Below are 16,226 nucleotides of genomic sequence, written 5' to 3'. Positions count from 1 at the left end.
ATGACCACGCCGTGTCGTCCGCGTTGCGTGAGGACTCACGGTTGCCCGCCCTGTCATCACGCCAATCGCGCCGGCGCTGCCGCGTCCACCGCAAACCCGGCCCGCATGTCGTGACGGTCGCGAACGCCCCTTTGGCAGGGCCGAGGTACGGGGTGTATGCCACAAATCCGAAATTCGGAAAAGTGAAATATTTTCGCGGCTAGGGGTTGACTGGGTGTGTCGGCCGGAGCTGCCTGGACCTCCGCCGATCGTTCCAAGGCGCGCGAGCACATTCCATTAAAGCGCATAGCGGTGCATCTTCGCGATGCGAGCGGCAACAACGCGGATGATGCCGACGTGCCTAATCGGCTCGCGTTGCAGGGCAGGGGAATCGCATATGGATTTCACGAGGATTGTCTGCGGGCTTGCTCCGCCTCTCCCGTTTGCGGGAGAGGCCGACGCGCCCCGGGCGATGCGAAGCATCGTCCCGCGCGCGGCGGGTGAGGGCTCTTTCCTCTGGGGATTATCCCGTTGCGGAGACACCCTCTCCCGCAAGCAAGCGGGAGGGAGCCCGGTGCCGATGCCGCCGCATCCTGCAAGCCATATGCGATTGCCCTGCGTTGCAGGGCGTGACGTCTTTCAGTTTCGTTCAGCGGACGCAACTGAAGGCGGACGGCGGTGCTTCTCGCGCACGACCGTCCGCGCCGAAGCGATCTCGGTCAGTAGCGATAGCCGTAAGGATACTGACCCGGGCAAACCCAATTGCCGTAGGTATCGTAGGTGCAGCCGCTATTGTTGTTGTAGTAGCCGTAAGCTCCTGCGGCGGCGGCTCCCACCGCAGCCGCTCCCAGACCATAGGCTGCGCCTCTATAGGCGCCGCGATAGGCCGCATTGCGGTAAACACCCCTGGCGACCGGTCGTCCAGGTATCGGGCGGTATCCATAGCCGCGGCCCGCCACGCGATATCCGCCGACACGTCCGGCGTGAACAGCGCCGCCGCGGAAGTGAGCTCCGCGCATGCCTCCGCCTCCGTGATATCCGCCGCCGCCGCGGCGGGCATATGCCTCATCTGGAATCAGGCTCGCGGTGATTAGGACGAGAGCTGCCAGCGCAGCGAGAATATATCGAAGCATGGCGTTCCTCCGTGAGTTGGGCTGCCGTGCAACACCGACGCGATTTCCGCGCCATGTGGATCGGCGCCTGTCCGAGAACCTCAGCTTCTCACCAGTGCCTGATTTGACTTAAATCAAGCATCCTCGCGGTTGGGCGCGCGCAAGCATCCAGAAATGAGTGCGCGGAGCCATGGTTGCGCTCCTCCGACGTGCGTCTGGTTCCAGATTAGGAAGTTTATCATGTCGGCCATCGTTGGATTGCGGCTGACGCGACATCATCATGAGGCGATGCCTCGCCCTTACCGCCGATCCGCGAGGACCATCGTTGCAGAGGATCCACTCGCTATCACCACGCTTGCTTTGGCAGCTCGTGCGCGACGGACGAATGCTGGGGAACAACTCCCGCGCGGCCACGTCATCCATTAGACGAGGGAGATGCCCATGAAAATGCTCGTTGCCGCGATGGCATTTGCAGCCATGTCTGGGCCGGTCATCGCCCAGAATACGGGTCCGGCTCCGCAAACCGGCATGGACAGGCCGGAAAATACCAACGGTGCCACGGAGAAAGGGGCGATGGACACCACAGGCATGAACCCCAATCGGGTAAACCCACCCGAGACGAAAGATGCATCCAAAGAACTCAGGACGCGCGACAAGAAGAAGTAGGCGTTCGCAACGGCTCCCCCATCCTGCGGCTTTACCCCGGAGAACGTCGAGACGCAGCGGAAGGAAATTCGACAAGGCGGCTAGCCCCGCACGCGTCCGACCGCGCTTCAGCTCAGGTAGTCCGGTCTGAAATCGGCGAGCGCTTGCAGCTCGTCGCGCTCGAGCAGCCTGATCTCGCTGCCCTCCCACGCGATCAGGCCGCGATGCCGTAGCTCCTGGATGGTGCGGTTGACGTGGACGATCGACAGGCCGCAGGCGTCAGCAACGTGTCGCTGTGTCATCGGCATCTGGAAGCAGCCGTCGGTGACGAGGCCGACGATCTCGAGCCTTGCGGCGAGCTCGCAAATGAGATGGGCGACCTTGGGCAGGGCCGCCTGGGCGCCGAGGCGCGCGATCCATCGCCGCGAGATCGCCGCATCGATCAGCGTCTCGCGCCAGAAGGCGCGGGTCAGATGCAAGGAGTCGTCGAGCAGCTGCTTGAGCTGGGCGTGCGCGACATACCCGACGACCGATGGTCCAAGACCGACGAGATCGGCGTCCATGGGCGAGACCAGCAGCGTGTGCAGGCACGGCATGTCGCCGGGCACGTGGAAGGACAGGATCTGGGTGCGGTCACCAACGATGCGGGCCTGGTAGAGGAAGCCGCTGGCGACGAATACACAACGCGAGGCGGCTTCGCCCTGGCGCAGCACGATCTCGCCATCCGCGACCTGGCGCAGCGTCGACGGCAGGCCGGCGATCTGCCGCCGTTCGTTTTCGGAGAGACCTTCGATCGCCTGGAGACGCGCGATGAACTTCAGATGCGGCATGAGGGAAGACGCGCCTCAGCCGTCCCGCGGCACGGGAGCCTCGCGCAGGCGCCGCGACAGCTTGGCGATGGTCCAGTCGGAGACGGGCAGGCTGCGGAACTCGCGGACGGCGCGGGCCAGCTCGTGGTCCGACATCGGCCGGAGCGGCTCGGCCACCGTGCCGTTTGCGAGGGCGTCGCTGATGCTGTCGAGGTGCTCGTCCGGATCCGCTGCGAACAGGCGGCAGACGCGCTCCAGGATAGTCGTAGGGCTCATGGGGCGGCTCGATCCGCAATCGGGGGTGACGGGAGGGGCGATGCGGCGTCGTCGCGACCCCTTTAGCAACCTGTGCTTCCGGTTCGCGTTCTAGTCCGCTGAACGCAGGCCTGACGTATCATTTGATAGAACCGGCGGGATTTTTGGCGGCTGCCATGGAAAGAGCCCACGACGTACTGATCCGGAACCTCGGCGAGCACACCAAGCTGACCGGGGAGGATGTCGCCGAGATCCGCGCGCTCACCTTCACCCAGCGCGATTTCGCGCCGAACGAGGATTTCATCCGGCAGGGCGACGCGCCCCAGCATTCGGCGCTGGTCGTCTCCGGCACGGTGGCGCGCTACCACCTGCTCGGCAGCGGGCGGCGGCAATATCTCGCGTTCCATCTGTCCGGAGACCTGCCGGACTCCCAGGGCTTGTTCATCGACCAGATGGACCATGCGCTCTGTGCGCTTGGGCCCGCCACGGTCGCCTTCATCCCGCATCGCGAACTGTTCATCGCCTTCCGGCGGCGGCCGACGTTTGGAATGGCGGTGTGGCGCGAGACGCTGCGCGACGCCGCCATCTTTCGCGAGGCCATCACCAACAACAGTGCCCGGCCGATGCAGGCGCGCATGGCGCATCTGTTCTGCGAGCTGTTCTACCGCGCCCGCGCCGCGCAGCTCGTGCGCGGCAACCGCTGCCGCGTGCCGATCAGTCTCATCCAGCTCGGCGAGGCGCTGGGCATGGCGATTGCGACCGTCAACCGGACGCTCGCCGAACTCCGGCGGACCGGCGCCATGGATCTGCGCGAGGGCCAGCTGATCGTGCTGAAATGGCGCGAATTGCAGCGGCTCGGGGATTTCAATCCGGCCTATCTGCATCTGAAGCAGCAGTCGTCGCGGTGAGCGCACGACGCCTGAGGCGCTCCTGCGCCGCGAGGATCCATTTGGCGGCGCGCTGCTCGAACGGATGGGCCGCGTTGCACGGGCCGAGGGCGCCGCGGTTGTCACCCGAACCGTGCTTCGCAATCCTGCAAGAATCTTCGCTGCGCCGCATGCGCGCGGTAGGCATCGATCGCCCGGTTGGCGAGCATCAGCTGCCGGCGTTCGCCGAGCCTGAGCTGCGCTTCGATCGCGTCGAGAATGACGTTGGCGGACTCGTCGGGAGCACCGAGCTCGCCGCTCTTCTCGAGGGCGCTCCAGGCGATGAAGAATGCGCTTTCGACGGTGCAGCGGATGGACATGCGCTGCCAACGCGGAGCAGTCCCAGCCGTTCCGCGCGGGATCGTGCCCTGAGCACAAAAGTCGAGTGTTACTTCAGCGAGCTGCTGCTCGAGCCGAACTTCGTTTTGAGCGACGTGCCGAGATTGTTGATGACCGCGATGATCGCCAGCGCGATACCTCCAGCGATCAAGCCGTATTCGATCGCGGTGGCGCCGGACTCGTCGGCCAGGAAGCGCCGGATGATCTATACGGTCTCACCAGAATTCCGCAAGCAAGCTGGAGGACAGTAATCCGCATGCGCGAGGTTCCCCAATTCGGAACCCCGCCTTGCCGCCAATTCCGAGTTGATTGCGCAAGAGAAACCCTGCGCCTCGCCGCGAATTGCACCCTCAGTTCTTCAGCACGATGCGGCCGACGACCTTGCCGGCGCGCAATTCGTCGATCCATTTCTGCACGTCGCCCATCGGCTCCTCGCGCATCGGAGGCGGCCTGATCTTGCCGGCGCGGGCGAGCGCCATCAGCTCGTGGGCTTCAGCGAGCGTGCCGACCATGAAGCCCTCGACGGTGAGGCGCTTGTAGACCCATTGCACCATCGGCAGCGTGAACTGGCCGCCCATCAGGCCGGAGACCACGACCTTGCCGCCGCGCGCGGCCACGGCCACGGCGAACGCCATCGATTTCTCGTTGCCGGCGAAGTCGACGACCTCGTCGAATCCGCCCTCGGTCTCTTTCAGGATGCGCCTGATCACGTCGGGCTCGGACGGATCGTAGGCGAGGGCTGCGCCATTCCTCAGCGCGGTCTCGCGCGCGGCCGGCGAGAGATCGGCGACCGTGATCGTCTGCTTGAACATGGCCTGCGCGAACGACAGGCCCATCATGCCGACGCCGCCGAGACCGATCAGCAGGAGGTTACGCTGACGCGGACGGTCGACCAGGCGCTTGAGCGCACCATAGGCGGTGACGCCCGAGCACATCAATGTCGCGGCCTGGTTGACGGGCAGGGGATCATAGTCGAGCAGGTATTTTGCGTCGGGCACCAGCACGTGGGTGGCGAAGCCGCCGTCGATGGAGACGCCGAGGAAGCGCTGCTTCGCGCAGAGGTTCTCGTCGCCATTGGCGCAATCGCGGCACTGGCCGCAGCCGATCCAGGGGAAGACCGCCTTCCTGGCGCCGACGAGCCCAGCCGGCACGTCCGGACCGACCTCGTCGACGATTCCTGCGATCTCGTGACCGAGCGTGAACGGCAGCGTCATGCCGCGCGTGGTGTCGAGCTTCTTGCCGCCGCCGAGATCGGCATAGCCGTCCTGGATGTGCAGGTCGGAATGGCAGAGGCCGCAGCGCTCGATGCGCACCAGCACCTCGCGTCCTTGCGGCTTGGGCGTCTCGACGATGGTCTCGCACAGCGGCGCATCGAACTTGACCAGGGATTGCCGACGCATCAGCGCCATATTCCTTCCTCCGAAATTCTTGTTACTCAGCTTCGCTGCGTATATCGGCCAATTCACGTGCCATGGCAACAAAGCCGGAGATGGGAATGGTCTCGGCGCGTCGCGTCGCATCGACGCCGGCCGCTTGCGCAAGTTGCGCCGGATCGACGCCGAGTGACTTCAGGCTTTGCCGCAGCATCTTGCGGCGCTGGCCGAAAGCTGCGGCCGCGACCTGCTCGAGCAGCCTGCGATCGCACGGCAGCGGTTCTGGGCGCGGCACAAGACGCACGACGGACGAGGTGACCTTCGGCGGCGGCACGAAGGCCGACGGCGAAATGTCGAACAGGATCTTGGTCTCGCAGCGCCAGTTGGCGAGCACGCCGAGCCGGCCATAGGCTTCCTCGTCCTCGCGCGCGACGATGCGCTCGCCGACCTCGCGCTGGAACATCAGCACCATCATGTCGTACCAGGGCGGCCACGGCTCGATTGTGAGCCAGTTGATCAAGAGCTGGGTCGCGATGTTGTAGGGCAAATTGGCGACGATCTTCGCCCGTTCATCCGACAGCAGAGGGCGCGGATCGAAGGTCATGGCATCGCCATGCACGATCTCGAGCCTATCAGGATAGCGCGCGGAAATATCTTCCAGCGCCGGAATCGCACGCTCGTCATGCTCGATGGCGATGACGCGCCTCGCGCCGAGCGCGAGCAGCGCGCGGGTCAGCCCGCCGGGGCCGGGGCCGATCTCGACGATGGTGGAATCTTCGAGCGGCGCCGCCGCACGCGCGATGCGCGCGGTGAGGTTGAGGTCGAGCAGAAAATTCTGGCCGAGCGATTTGCGGGCCGACAGCGCGTGCTGGCGAATGACCTCGCGCAGTGGCGGGAGGTCGTCGATCGCGCTCATCAGGGCTTGGCAGCCGCCATGCGGCCTGCGAGCTGAAGCGCCGCGATCAGGCTGGCCGGATTGGCTTTGCCGGTGCCGGCGATGTCGAAGGCGGTGCCGTGATCGGGCGAGGTGCGAATGAAGGGTAGGCCAAGCGTGACGTTGACGGCGTCGTCGAACGCGACCGTCTTGATTGGGATCAGCGCCTGGTCGTGATACATGCAGACCGCGCAGTCATAGCTGGCGCGCGCAGCGTCGTGGAACATGGTGTCGGCGGGCAGCGGGCCCTTGGCCTCGATGCCGTCGTTGCGCAGAACCTTGAGCGCCGGCGCGATCACCGTCTGCTCCTCATGGCCAAGCGAGCCGTCTTCGCCGGCATGCGGATTGAGGCCAGAGATCGCGATCCGCGGCTGCACGATGCCGAAGCGGGATTTCAGCTCGGTCGCGACGATACGAACGGTGGAGACGATCAGCTCGCTCGTCAGCTGGGTCAGCGCATCGCGCAAGGCGACGTGGATGGTCACGGGTACGACCGCGAGCCGCGGCGACCACAGCATCATCACCGGCTGCGGCACGCGGCCGTTCTCCGCGGCAAGCTCCGCGAGGAATTCGGTGTGGCCGGGATGACGGAAGCCGGCGCGGTAGAGCACGCTCTTGGCGATCGGGTTGGTGACGACGGCGCCGGCGCGGCCCGCGCGGACATCCGCGACCGCTTGTCGGATCGAGGCGAGCGCGGCCGGCGCGCTCGATGTGTCGGGCGTGCCGGGCTCGGCGCTCGCACGCTCGCCGGTCGCAACCACGGGCAGAGCGTCGGTGAAGGCGGCCGCGGCCTCAGCGGGGCTCACCGCGGCGATCCTGAGATCGGCGCCGAGCGCCTTGGCGCGGCGGGCGAGCAAGGCCTCATCGCCGAGCAGGTAGAAGGCGGGCAGGTTCAGCTCGCGGCGGCGGAGCCAGGCGGCGATGGTGATGTCGGGGCCAATGCCGGCGGGCTCTCCCAGGGTGAGGGCGAGGGGCTTTGTCGGGGCGGTGGCCATCAGCGGTTGCGATATTCGATCATCGCGGCCTTGCGGAGCTCGTCGAGATAGGCCTTCTGGGTCTTCTCGTACTTCTCCTGATACATCTTCTCGCGGATCTCGCGCTTCTTCGGCGTGTCGATCGTGGTCGGCTTGCGCGAGCATAGCACCACCATCTCGATGCCGGCCCTGGTCACTTCGGGCGGGGTCAGGTGGCCGACCGGCGTGTCGTCGAGCACCTTGCGCAGCGCCTCGGGCAGGTCCGCGGTGGTCTTGGTGACGCTCTCGCGGATGGTGGCGTTCGGGGTCGAGCGGAACAGCGAATTGGCTTCCTCGCAGCTCCCGACGCGGGCGCGGTAGCCCTCGGCCTCCTTGTGCCGGGTCTCGATGAACCCCTGGGACGAGCCCCGCGGCACGATCAGCACGATCGGCTGCATCTTGTATTCGGTGCCCTCGATCTGGAGCTTCTCGTTGCCGGCTTCGCGCACCTTGTCGGCGACGTCCTTCTCGCCGACCATCAGCTTCTCCTTGAAGCGGCCGCGCACGAGGCTGGTCCAGACCATCTCGGCCTTCATCCGGCCCTTCAGCGTCTCGGGGCGGACGCCCTTGGCCTCGAGCGACTTGGTGAGCTGCTCCGCCGAGATGCGCATGCGCTGCGCCATGCCGTCGTAGGACTGGTTGATGTCGGAGACACCGGGGTCGACGCCGTACTTCTTGCCTTCCTTGATCTTCACCTTGTCGTCGATCAGCTCGTTGATGACCTCCTGCCGGCTCGGCGTCTTCTGCGTCGTCAGCTGGTCGAGCTTGGAGCGCTGCTCGATATCGAAATCGGTGATCGGATCGCCGTTGACCATGACGACGATGTTCTGCGCCCGCGACGGCGAGGAGAGGCCGGTCAGCAGCAGCCCGGCACCGATGGCGAGGAGGAAGCGGAAGACAGGCAATGGGGTCGTCATGAGTGTCGCTCGCATGTCCGCCGTCGTGAGCCTGCGAAGAGGCAACGCGGCCGGGACTTCAAACCGTTCACTGGAGGCCGGCGGAACTGCTGCTGCTGCCTGTCGACGTCGCCAGGGTACGCAGGCCGATCTGGAACATAAACGCGTGGCTCAGCACGGGCGGCGTGGTGCCCGCCGAATAGCTGTACGAAGTTACATAGTTCGCCGCCAGCACGAAGCAATCGTCGACATAGCCGGCGCCGAGCACATATTGGTTGATCTTGTTGGCCTCGAGGTCCCAGCGCGCCGAGCCCGTGACCACCCAGTTGGCCGCGACCTTGATCGAGCCCGAGGTCAGGATGCCCTCGCGGCGGGTCAGATAGCCGAGTTCCGGCTGTGCGGCATAATTGCCGTACATCACGCTCATCGACCAGCGATTGAAGTTGGCGCGGCCTTCGGCCTCGAAGCGCTGCACGTTCCAGGTCTGCTCGTCCATGCGGGAGCGGACGCTGAACGTATAGGTGCTGTTGGGCGAGTAGGCGGCGCTCGCGACATAGTCGGACCGCGGCTTGTCGAGGCCGGACTCAAGACCGGTATTGGTGGAGTCCTGGACCGCGTAGGAGTTCAGGCCGAACAGCTGGTAGGACTGGCCGAACAACACCTTGACGGCACCGCCCCTGTCGAACTGGGTGGTGGCCTGGACGCCGACATTGGCGCGGCCGCCGCCCTCGACGCGGTCGTAGCCGGAGAACTTGTCGACGCTGAACAGGTTCGAGGCGTCGAACACCATGCTCTGGGCGTCCTCATTGGGGAACCTGCCGGCATAGGTCTCGTTCGGTCGGATGATGATCTGCGCGATCGGCTCGACGGTGGTCGAGCCCCAGGGTTGAACGTTGATGAAGGGGTAGCGGTATTCGAGACCCACGGTCGGCATCAGGCGGAACGCCTGGGTGTCGCCGACCGGCAGGTAGTTCGACACGCCGGGCTGATTGGAGACCGAGGAGTTGACCGCGTCGGCGCGCAGAATCGCGAACGGGGTCCAGATCTCGCCGAACGGATCGGTGTAGGATTTGCGCCACTGCGCTTCGGCCGTGAGGCGCGTGTAGGTGCCGGGGAAGCCGCGCAGCAGGCACTGCGACGGCGTGCGGGCGAGCGGATCGGCCGACGTGGTCGTGCACAGGCCGGCGGTGTTGGCGATCGTCGTGATCGGATCGAACACCGCGCTGTCACGCGACAGGTTGACGAAATTGGTCCTGTAGCTGAACTCGCCGCCGAACACCGGATAGTTCAGTACGTTCGAATAATCGATCACGGGGTAGACGACCGGCACCTGGCTCTGGTTGCCCGAATAGCTCAGCCAGTACATCGTGCGCGCGTCGAAGAAGCTGCGGTTGCCGACGCCGGTCAGATAGAGCTGCGACAGCGCGTCGGTCGGCAGATAGAGGAACGAACCCATGGGATCGCGGTACTGCGACAACCGGTAGTCCGAGAAGAAATAGTAGTCGGACATCAGGACGCCGTCCCAACCCCAGACCCACTTGTCGTTCAGCGCGAACTGGCCCTTGGTGTCGACGGCGCCGCGGAACTGGCGGTCGCCGGGTTGACCGGCGAGCGCACCCGGGTCGAGCTGGTCGATGCCGTAGAGGCGGATCTGATAGGCGCCGTCCATCAGCCGCTGGCGGTATTCGGCCTGGAACAGCACGCCCTGCTTGGTGGTGATGCGCGGGTTGAAGGTCAGGTCCATGTCGGGCGCGATCGCCCAGTAGAACGGGATTTCGACGCCGTAGCCGAACGGCGTGTTGGACGTGAAGCCCGGCATCAGGAAGCCGGTCTTGCGCTTCACGGTCGGGTCGGGCGTCGAGAAATAGGGCATGTAGGCGAGCGGCACGCCGAAGAATTCGAGCTGCGCCGTCTCGAAATACAGCATCTTCTCCTGCTGGTCGTGGATGATGCGGGCACCCTTGACCTGCCAGAGCGGCGGCTTCTTCGGATCGTCCTTACACGGTGCGCAGGCGGTGTAGACGCCGTTCTCGAACACCGTGTAATTGCCGCTGGAGCGGTCGGCGCGGCTCGCGGCCATGCGGGTCTGGTCGGCGGTGTCCACGCGCAGCGAATCGACGAAACCGTCGCGGTAGTCGTCGGAGAGATCCATGATCTCGGCATAGGTGATCTTGCCGTCGGCATCCGTCATGCGGATGTTGCCCTCGGCATGCAGCCGCTTGGTCTTCTGGTCGTAGATGACCCTGTCGGCCTCGACGCTGGTGCCGTTGTAGAACAGCTGGACGTTGCCGACCGCGGAGACGCGCGAATTGTTGTAGTCGTAATCGACCTCGGTCGCTTGCACCAGCATCTGGTTGTCGTTGGCGACCTTCGGCGGCTTCGGACGCGGCGGCAGCGGATTGTAGGTGAAGCCCTGGGCCGCGGCCGGTGTCACCGTGGCGACGTCGATCAGGCCGCCGAACGAGGCAGCCGTGACGACGGCGAGCAGGAGCCTGCGGATGGACAAACCGCACCCGTTCGCGCGCACCACAGTGCGCCGCGTCAAACGAGACACGGGTCCTCGACGGACGGCAGTCACTAACCGTCCTCCTGGTACAACAAGGCCAAAAAGCCGGTGAGGCCGCCCACCACCACGGGCAACCACGCCGCAGCGATCGGATGCATCAACTCAGCCTTGCTCAAGTCTTCAGTCACTTTCGATAGAACGTAGAGCAGAAAGCCTGCGCCCACGCCACTCAAAACCATCTTCTGCACGCCGCCCATCCGGAAGAAGCGCAACGACACGGAGGCCGCGAGCATCACCATGGCAGCCAGCAAAAACGGCTGCGCCAGGAGCTTTTGATACTGGAGTCGGTATCCGGCTGTCGCGAAGCCCGAGCTCTCCGACGAGCGGATGTAGCTCGGTAGTTGCCAAAAGGACACAGTCTCGGGTGTGGAAAAGCTGTTGCGGACCTGCGCCTCGGTCAGCGTCGTCGGAATCTCCAACGTCGCCTGGTCGACCGGCGGTGAGTCCAGCGTGAAGCGGCGGACGCCCCTGAACAGCCAGTGGCCGGACTCGAGGGTGGCTTCACGCGCCTCGATCCGCTCCTTGAAGTGCTGATCTGTGTCGAATCGGAACAGCGTGAGCCCGGTGAGGCGCACGCCCTGCTGCTCGCTCCGCGCGGCATTGATGATGGTCTGGCCGTCGCTGGTGACCTGGTTGAGCCAGAAACCGGTGGCGTCCTGGATGCCGCCGCCCGGCGCCGAGCCGAACAGCTCGGCTTCCATGCGCTTGGAGAGCTCGCGCAAGTTCGCCGACATCGGATTATAGGCGACGGTGGCGATCACCCCGATCAGCAGCGCGCTGCCGAGCGCGGGGGAGATGAACTGCCAGGCCGAGATGCCGGCGGCGCGCGCAACCACGAGCTCGAGCCGGCGGGAGAGGGCGAGATAGCAGGTCATGGCGCCGATCAGCATGCAGAACGGCGTCAGCTTCTCCAGCAGCTGCGGCACCCGGAACAGCGAGGTCTCGGCCACCATCAGCGCGGAAGCGGAGGCAAGGCCGGAGGTCTTGCGCACCATCTCGATGTAGTCGACCAGCACCAGCAGCAGGAAGATGCTCACGAACACGCCGAGCGCCGCGACGACGAAGCGTCCGGCGAAATAGCGCCCGAGCGTATTGGTGAGCATGCTCATGCGGTGGCCGGCCGTCCAAACAGCCGCGCGATGCGGGCGTTCGATTTGTTGATGGCTTCCATGAGACCGGGAGGCGGCTCGACGACGATACCGCCGATGATCATCCACAGCCCGACGCCGATGGCACCGAGAACCATGGCGTATTGGACCGCGACCGGGCCCGGCGATTTCACCGCCATCACCGAGCAGGCAAAGCCCGCCATGCGCAGGCCGAACACCGCGAGGATCGAGGAGCCGATCGAGAAATTGCGGCTCTGGCGGGTGGTGCGAGGCGCGCCGAGGAAGGCGAAGGTCAGCACGGCAAAGGCAAACGGGTAAATCGGCGCCAGGAGGTTGTCATGCAGGGCCGAGCGGAACTGCCCGGGAATCTGCTTGTAGACGGGGTCATCGTCGGACGGCGAGAACAGCTCCCAGAGATAGCGCTCGCGGATGCCGAGCGTGACGTCACGGCCCTGGTTGCCGAACTTCGACATGTCGAAGCCGTAGCGGCCGAATGCCACCAGCGCAGGATCGCGCTTGCCGGCCTCGAACCGCTGGAGATTGCCGTCCTTCAGCACCAGGAACGAGCCGTTCTCGTTCTTCACCACCTCGCCGTGCTCGGCGACGATCGAGATGCGCTCGTTCGGATCGCGGCGGTCGTCGATGAAGATGCCAGCGAGGATGCCGCCGGGCTGGCGCTCGCGGATCCGGATCGTCAGGTTCTTGTCGAGCTGGGCGAAGCGGCCCGGCTGCAGGATGTTGGTGAGCACGTCGGCGGTGATCTCGGCGTCCCACTGCTTGATCCGCCGCATGCCGTCGGGGGCGAGATAGGCCGCGATGAAGGCGACGAGCGCCGCCACCACGCAAGTGGCGTAGAAGAACGGATAGAACAGCCGGAACGGCGAGAAGCCGGCGGCATTCATCACGATGATCTCGGAATCGGTCGCGAGCTTGTTCAGCGTGTGCGAGATCGCGATCATCAGCGCGATCGGCGAGATGATCAGCACGAGCGCCGGCACGACGAGGCTGGTGATGCCGAGGAAGGTCAGGATGGTCTGACCCTGGCTCGTCATCAGGTCGATGCCGCGCAACGCCTGCGTAATCCAGATCACGCCGGTAAGGCTGACCAGGACCAGCGCAAACGACGCCAGCGTCGTGCGGAATATATACCTATCGATCGACCCCATGCGCTATCGCACGAATCCCACCAAGTCCCCAACTCAGGCCGGAATTTCATCTGACCAACCAATCCCGGAAGGGGATTCCCCAAGGTCGGACCAACAGTTCTTCCGCCGGCTTACTTTCTCACTACCATCCCTTTGATCCGTCAACAAAATGGCTGCCCCGTGGCACCCTCAACATATGGTTAATATTTCGCCCGTTGTGGCCGGGCGGCCACGGCGCGGCTTGGCATCTGCCGCGCCGGTGGCCCATAGTGCGCACAGTGCAGTGAATCGCCATTCAGCTCCGGCCCCCTTACCGGGGGTCGAGGAAGGGCGAAAAGCCTGATGTTTTGAAGGAGTTACCCATGTCCGATGCCATCAAGGTCGGCTTCGTCCCGTTGTCTGCCGCCCCCCGTGGCATCCTCGTGGTGTTCTGCGACGACGCCCTGAAGCTGGGACCAGCGACGGCCAAGGCGCTCGGCGGCGCGACCGATCTGGTGAAGCGGGCGGCATCCACCGCCGGCTTCAAGGGCAAAAGCGGCGCGGCGCTCGACATCCTGGCGCCGGAGGGGGTGAAGGCCAGCCGCCTAGTCGTGATCGGCGCCGGCAAGGCGGCAAGCCTGAAGGCGAACGATTTCCTCAAATTCGGTGGCGTCGCCGCCAGCAAGCTCTCTGCCGAGGCCACCGCCATGACCATCATGGCGGAATTGCCTGATGGCGCCATGACAAGCGAGCAGGCGGTAGCGATCGCCTCGGGCCTGCGGCTGCGAGCCTACAAGTTCGACCGCTACAAGACCAAGAAGAAGGACGGCGAGGAGCGCGGCTTGCGCGCCGACATCTCGCTCGCGGTGGGCGATGCAGGTGCGGCCAAGAAGGCGTTCGCCTCGGCCGGCCATGTCGTCGACGGCGTGATCATCGCGCGCGACCTCGTCAACGAGCCGCCGAACGTGCTCTACCCCGAGGAATTCGCGCGCCGCGCGAGCCAGCTCCGCAAGCTCGGCGTCAAGGTCGAGGTGCTCGACGTCAAGGCGATGCAGAAGCTCGGCATGGGCGCGCTGCTCGGCGTCGGCCAGGGCTCGGCGCGGCCGAGCCGGACCGTGATCATGCGCTGGGACGGGGGCAAGAAGGGCGATGCGCCGGTCGCCTTCGTCGGCAAGGGCGTCTGCTTCGACACCGGCGGCATCTCGATCAAGCCGGCCGGCAGCATGGAGGACATGAAGGGCGACATGGGTGGCGCGGCTTGCGTCGTCGGCCTGATCCATGCGCTGGCGGCGCGCAAAGCCAAGGCCAACGTGGTCGGCGCCATTGGCCTCGTCGAGAACATGCCGGACGGCAACGCGCAGCGGCCGGGCGACATCGTCACCTCGATGTCGGGCCAGACCATCGAGATCATCAACACCGACGCGGAGGGGCGCCTCGTGCTGGCCGACGTGCTCTGGTACGTCGCGAAGAGGGTCAAGCCGAAATTCATGGTGGATCTCGCCACGCTCACCGGCGCGATCATGGTCGCGCTCGGCACCGAGCATGCCGGCATGTTCTCCAACAATGACGAACTGGCCGAGCGCCTGCTCGCGGCGGGTATCGAGAGCGGGGAGAAGGTCTGGCGCATGCCACTCGGTCCCGAATATGACAAGCTGATCGACTCCCAGTTCGCCGACATGAAGAACACCGGCGGCCGTCACGGCGGCTCGATCACCGCGGCGCAGTTCCTGCAGCGCTTCGTCGACGGCACCCCGTGGGCGCATCTCGATATCGCCGGCACTGCGATGGGCGCGCCGAAGACCGACATCAACCAGAGCTGGGGAAGCGGCTACGGCGTCCGCCTGCTGGATCGCCTGGTGGCCGATCACTACGAGCGCAAATGATCCACGATGACTGAAGTGCTGTTCTATCATCTGCAAAACATGACGGTGGAGAGCGTGTTGCCGCCGCTTCTCGAGAAATCGCTCGAGCGCGGCTGGCGCGTGGTCGTGCAGTCGACGTCGGAGGAGCGCGCCGATGCACTCGACGCGCATTTATGGACCTATCGCGACGATTCCTTCCTGCCGCACGCGACATGGCGCGTGAATGATGCCGCCGATCAGCCGATCCTACTGGCGATTGCGGAGGACAATCCGAACGGCGCCAATGTCCGCTTCCTGATCGACAACGCCGCGCTGCCGCAGGACGCGCAGGGCTATGAGCGGATGGTGTTGCTGTTCGACGGGGACGATCCGGATGCCCTGGCGCTTGCGCGCAGCGCCTGGACGGATTGCAAGGCGCGGGGATTTGATGTCACCTATTGGCAGGCCGACGAGCGGGGCCGGTGGCAGCGCCGGAATTAGCGGTGCATCGCAATTAAGGATAATTTGCACTTTTCGGGCGAGGCTGGCTTTGGTCAATTTCGTGCCGCAAAGTGATGTTCGGACAAACGCTTAGGGCTCGTCCTTCACGCGGGGAATTTAGTTTATCGTGCGACATCAAAAGCTTCCCAGCTCGCTCATAATTGCGCTCGCAGTCCTGGCGCCGCTGGTCGCGGGCTGTTCGGGCGGGACCGATCTGCTGTCGAAGGATGCCGAGTGGTTCCAGCGGCCGGGGCGCCTCTTCATCAAGAGCATCTCGATCGAGTCGCCGCCGCTGACGCCCGACAAGCCGGTGACGGCAGAGGATCTGGTCAGCGCCGACGGCGCTTGTCCCGGCATGGCGCCGGCTCCGGGACCTGCCGATGCCAACGCGTCGACGACCGCACCGGCGCCCGGCGGCGGCACGGTCGCGCTCGGCCACACCGAATGCGATGTCGTGCGCGGCATCGGTGCGCCCTCGAGCGTCAACCTCTCCAACGATGCCGCCGGCCGCCGCGTCGCCGTGGTGACCTGGACGACCGGTCCGCGCGCGGGCATCTACACCTTCACGTCCGGCCGCCTGTCCTCGATCGAGGGCAATCCCGAGCCGCAGGTCGTGCCGAAGGCGACCAAGCCGAAGGCAAAGAAGAAGTCGGCGTAAGTGAATGCTCGTGTCCCGGACGCGTCGCGTCATGAAATGACGCGCCGCTGAGCCAGGACCCATGCTTCAGCCTGCGCGCGGATTTCTGGGCCCCGGCTCTGCGGCGCATCGCTTTGCGCCGCGCCTTGTCCGGGGCACGAGAGCAA

General features: G+C 65.3%; 17 protein-coding genes. 5 read left to right on the top strand and 12 right to left on the bottom strand.

The annotated features are described in order from the left end of the window. Nucleotides 1-698: 698 nt before the first annotated feature. Entirely contained in the window at nt 699-1,112 is a 414-nt protein-coding gene (locus tag ACVWY3_RS13115) for a hypothetical protein (protein ID WP_456838818.1), read from the bottom strand. 420 nt (nt 1,113-1,532) lie between these two features. Here ACVWY3_RS13115 and ACVWY3_RS13110 point away from each other — a divergent pair, with 420 nt between their 5' ends. Beyond that, nucleotides 1,533-1,757, top strand: a complete 225-nt coding sequence (locus ACVWY3_RS13110) for a hypothetical protein (RefSeq protein ID WP_456838817.1) — start codon at nt 1,533-1,535, stop codon at nt 1,755-1,757. Nucleotides 1,758-1,864: 107 nt separating this feature from the next. Here the strand turns inward: ACVWY3_RS13110 and ACVWY3_RS13105 are convergent, their stop codons facing one another. Both ACVWY3_RS13105 and ACVWY3_RS13100 read right to left on the bottom strand, forming a co-directional pair. Further along, nucleotides 1,865-2,566: a Crp/Fnr family transcriptional regulator gene (locus ACVWY3_RS13105; protein ID WP_456838816.1), complete on the bottom strand. Its 702-nt coding sequence runs from the start codon at nt 2,564-2,566 to the stop codon at nt 1,865-1,867. Between the two features lie 15 nt (nt 2,567-2,581). After that, complete coding sequence (locus tag ACVWY3_RS13100; RefSeq protein ID WP_456838815.1) at nt 2,582-2,821, bottom strand: hypothetical protein; 240 nt, start codon at nt 2,819-2,821, stop codon at nt 2,582-2,584. A gap of 155 nt (nt 2,822-2,976) precedes the next feature. Here ACVWY3_RS13100 and ACVWY3_RS13095 point away from each other — a divergent pair, with 155 nt between their 5' ends. Further along, on the top strand, nt 2,977-3,708 hold the full coding sequence (locus tag ACVWY3_RS13095; RefSeq protein ID WP_456838814.1) for a Crp/Fnr family transcriptional regulator: 732 nt from the start codon (nt 2,977-2,979) through the stop codon (nt 3,706-3,708). Between the two features lie 101 nt (nt 3,709-3,809). On the opposite strand, the gene ACVWY3_RS13090 is transcribed toward ACVWY3_RS13095, so the two are convergent. From ACVWY3_RS13090 to lptF, 9 genes are all read right to left on the bottom strand, one after another. Further along, nucleotides 3,810-4,046, bottom strand: coding sequence for a hypothetical protein (locus ACVWY3_RS13090; protein ID WP_456838813.1), 237 nt, complete (start codon nt 4,044-4,046; stop codon nt 3,810-3,812). Between the two features lie 68 nt (nt 4,047-4,114). Beyond that, on the bottom strand, nt 4,115-4,270 hold the full coding sequence (locus ACVWY3_RS13085; RefSeq protein WP_456843355.1) for a Flp family type IVb pilin: 156 nt from the start codon (nt 4,268-4,270) through the stop codon (nt 4,115-4,117). 145 nt (nt 4,271-4,415) lie between these two features. Further along, a complete protein-coding gene (locus ACVWY3_RS13080) occupies nt 4,416-5,474 on the bottom strand; it encodes an alcohol dehydrogenase (protein ID WP_456838812.1) in 1,059 nt (352 codons plus the stop codon). Between the two features lie 22 nt (nt 5,475-5,496). Beyond that, complete coding sequence (rsmA, locus tag ACVWY3_RS13075; protein ID WP_456838811.1) at nt 5,497-6,354, bottom strand: 16S rRNA (adenine(1518)-N(6)/adenine(1519)-N(6))-dimethyltransferase RsmA; 858 nt, start codon at nt 6,352-6,354, stop codon at nt 5,497-5,499. Beyond that, a complete protein-coding gene (gene pdxA / locus ACVWY3_RS13070) occupies nt 6,354-7,367 on the bottom strand; it encodes a 4-hydroxythreonine-4-phosphate dehydrogenase PdxA (RefSeq protein ID WP_456838810.1) in 1,014 nt (337 codons plus the stop codon). Before pdxA ends, rsmA begins: the two co-directional genes overlap by 1 nt. Beyond that, nucleotides 7,367-8,302 carry a peptidylprolyl isomerase gene (locus tag ACVWY3_RS13065; RefSeq protein WP_456838809.1) on the bottom strand — a complete coding sequence of 312 codons (936 nt, stop codon included), beginning with the start codon at nt 8,300-8,302 and terminating at the stop codon, nt 7,367-7,369. The genes pdxA and ACVWY3_RS13065 overlap by 1 nt, the downstream gene beginning before the upstream one ends. Before the next feature lie 67 nt (nt 8,303-8,369). After that, on the bottom strand, nt 8,370-10,859 hold the full coding sequence (locus tag ACVWY3_RS13060) for an LPS-assembly protein LptD (RefSeq protein WP_456838808.1): 2,490 nt from the start codon (nt 10,857-10,859) through the stop codon (nt 8,370-8,372). Continuing rightward, on the bottom strand, nt 10,859-11,956 hold the full coding sequence (gene lptG / locus ACVWY3_RS13055) for an LPS export ABC transporter permease LptG (RefSeq protein ID WP_456838807.1): 1,098 nt from the start codon (nt 11,954-11,956) through the stop codon (nt 10,859-10,861). Before lptG ends, ACVWY3_RS13060 begins: the two co-directional genes overlap by 1 nt. Continuing rightward, nucleotides 11,953-13,122, bottom strand: a complete 1,170-nt coding sequence (gene lptF / locus ACVWY3_RS13050) for an LPS export ABC transporter permease LptF (protein WP_456838806.1) — start codon at nt 13,120-13,122, stop codon at nt 11,953-11,955. Before lptF ends, lptG begins: the two co-directional genes overlap by 4 nt. Before the next feature lie 341 nt (nt 13,123-13,463). On the opposite strand from lptF, the gene ACVWY3_RS13045 reads away from it, so the two are divergent. From ACVWY3_RS13045 to ACVWY3_RS13035, 3 genes are all read left to right on the top strand, one after another. Next, nucleotides 13,464-14,963 carry a leucyl aminopeptidase gene (locus ACVWY3_RS13045; protein WP_456838805.1) on the top strand — a complete coding sequence of 500 codons (1,500 nt, stop codon included), beginning with the start codon at nt 13,464-13,466 and terminating at the stop codon, nt 14,961-14,963. Nucleotides 14,964-14,969: 6 nt separating this feature from the next. Beyond that, the gene (locus tag ACVWY3_RS13040) at nt 14,970-15,422 is read left to right on the top strand and encodes a DNA polymerase III subunit chi (protein WP_456838804.1); all 453 of its coding nucleotides are present in this window, start codon (nt 14,970-14,972) and stop codon (nt 15,420-15,422) included. Nucleotides 15,423-15,549: 127 nt separating this feature from the next. Beyond that, nucleotides 15,550-16,080, top strand: coding sequence for a hypothetical protein (locus tag ACVWY3_RS13035; protein ID WP_456838803.1), 531 nt, complete (start codon nt 15,550-15,552; stop codon nt 16,078-16,080). The last annotated feature ends 146 nt before the right edge of the window (nt 16,081-16,226 follow it).

This window comes from Bradyrhizobium sp. USDA 4486, assembly GCF_054057995.1.
This window is presented reverse-complemented; position numbering and strand designations above follow the sequence as displayed.

Coding starts and splice junctions, on each gene's coding strand:
- ACVWY3_RS13115 (WP_456838818.1), bottom strand. CDS start 1,112: ATGCTTCGATATATTCTCGCTGCGCTGGCAGCTCTCGTCCTAATCACC.
- ACVWY3_RS13110 (WP_456838817.1), top strand. CDS start 1,533: ATGAAAATGCTCGTTGCCGCGATGGCATTTGCAGCCATGTCTGGGCCG.
- ACVWY3_RS13105 (WP_456838816.1), bottom strand. CDS start 2,566: ATGCCGCATCTGAAGTTCATCGCGCGTCTCCAGGCGATCGAAGGTCTC.
- ACVWY3_RS13100 (WP_456838815.1), bottom strand. CDS start 2,821: ATGAGCCCTACGACTATCCTGGAGCGCGTCTGCCGCCTGTTCGCAGCG.
- ACVWY3_RS13095 (WP_456838814.1), top strand. CDS start 2,977: ATGGAAAGAGCCCACGACGTACTGATCCGGAACCTCGGCGAGCACACC.
- ACVWY3_RS13090 (WP_456838813.1), bottom strand. CDS start 4,046: ATGTCCATCCGCTGCACCGTCGAAAGCGCATTCTTCATCGCCTGGAGC.
- ACVWY3_RS13080 (WP_456838812.1), bottom strand. CDS start 5,474: ATGGCGCTGATGCGTCGGCAATCCCTGGTCAAGTTCGATGCGCCGCTG.
- rsmA (WP_456838811.1), bottom strand. CDS start 6,354: ATGAGCGCGATCGACGACCTCCCGCCACTGCGCGAGGTCATTCGCCAG.
- pdxA (WP_456838810.1), bottom strand. CDS start 7,367: ATGGCCACCGCCCCGACAAAGCCCCTCGCCCTCACCCTGGGAGAGCCC.
- ACVWY3_RS13065 (WP_456838809.1), bottom strand. CDS start 8,302: ATGACGACCCCATTGCCTGTCTTCCGCTTCCTCCTCGCCATCGGTGCC.
- lptG (WP_456838807.1), bottom strand. CDS start 11,956: ATGAGCATGCTCACCAATACGCTCGGGCGCTATTTCGCCGGACGCTTC.
- lptF (WP_456838806.1), bottom strand. CDS start 13,122: ATGGGGTCGATCGATAGGTATATATTCCGCACGACGCTGGCGTCGTTT.
- ACVWY3_RS13045 (WP_456838805.1), top strand. CDS start 13,464: ATGTCCGATGCCATCAAGGTCGGCTTCGTCCCGTTGTCTGCCGCCCCC.
- ACVWY3_RS13040 (WP_456838804.1), top strand. CDS start 14,970: ATGACTGAAGTGCTGTTCTATCATCTGCAAAACATGACGGTGGAGAGC.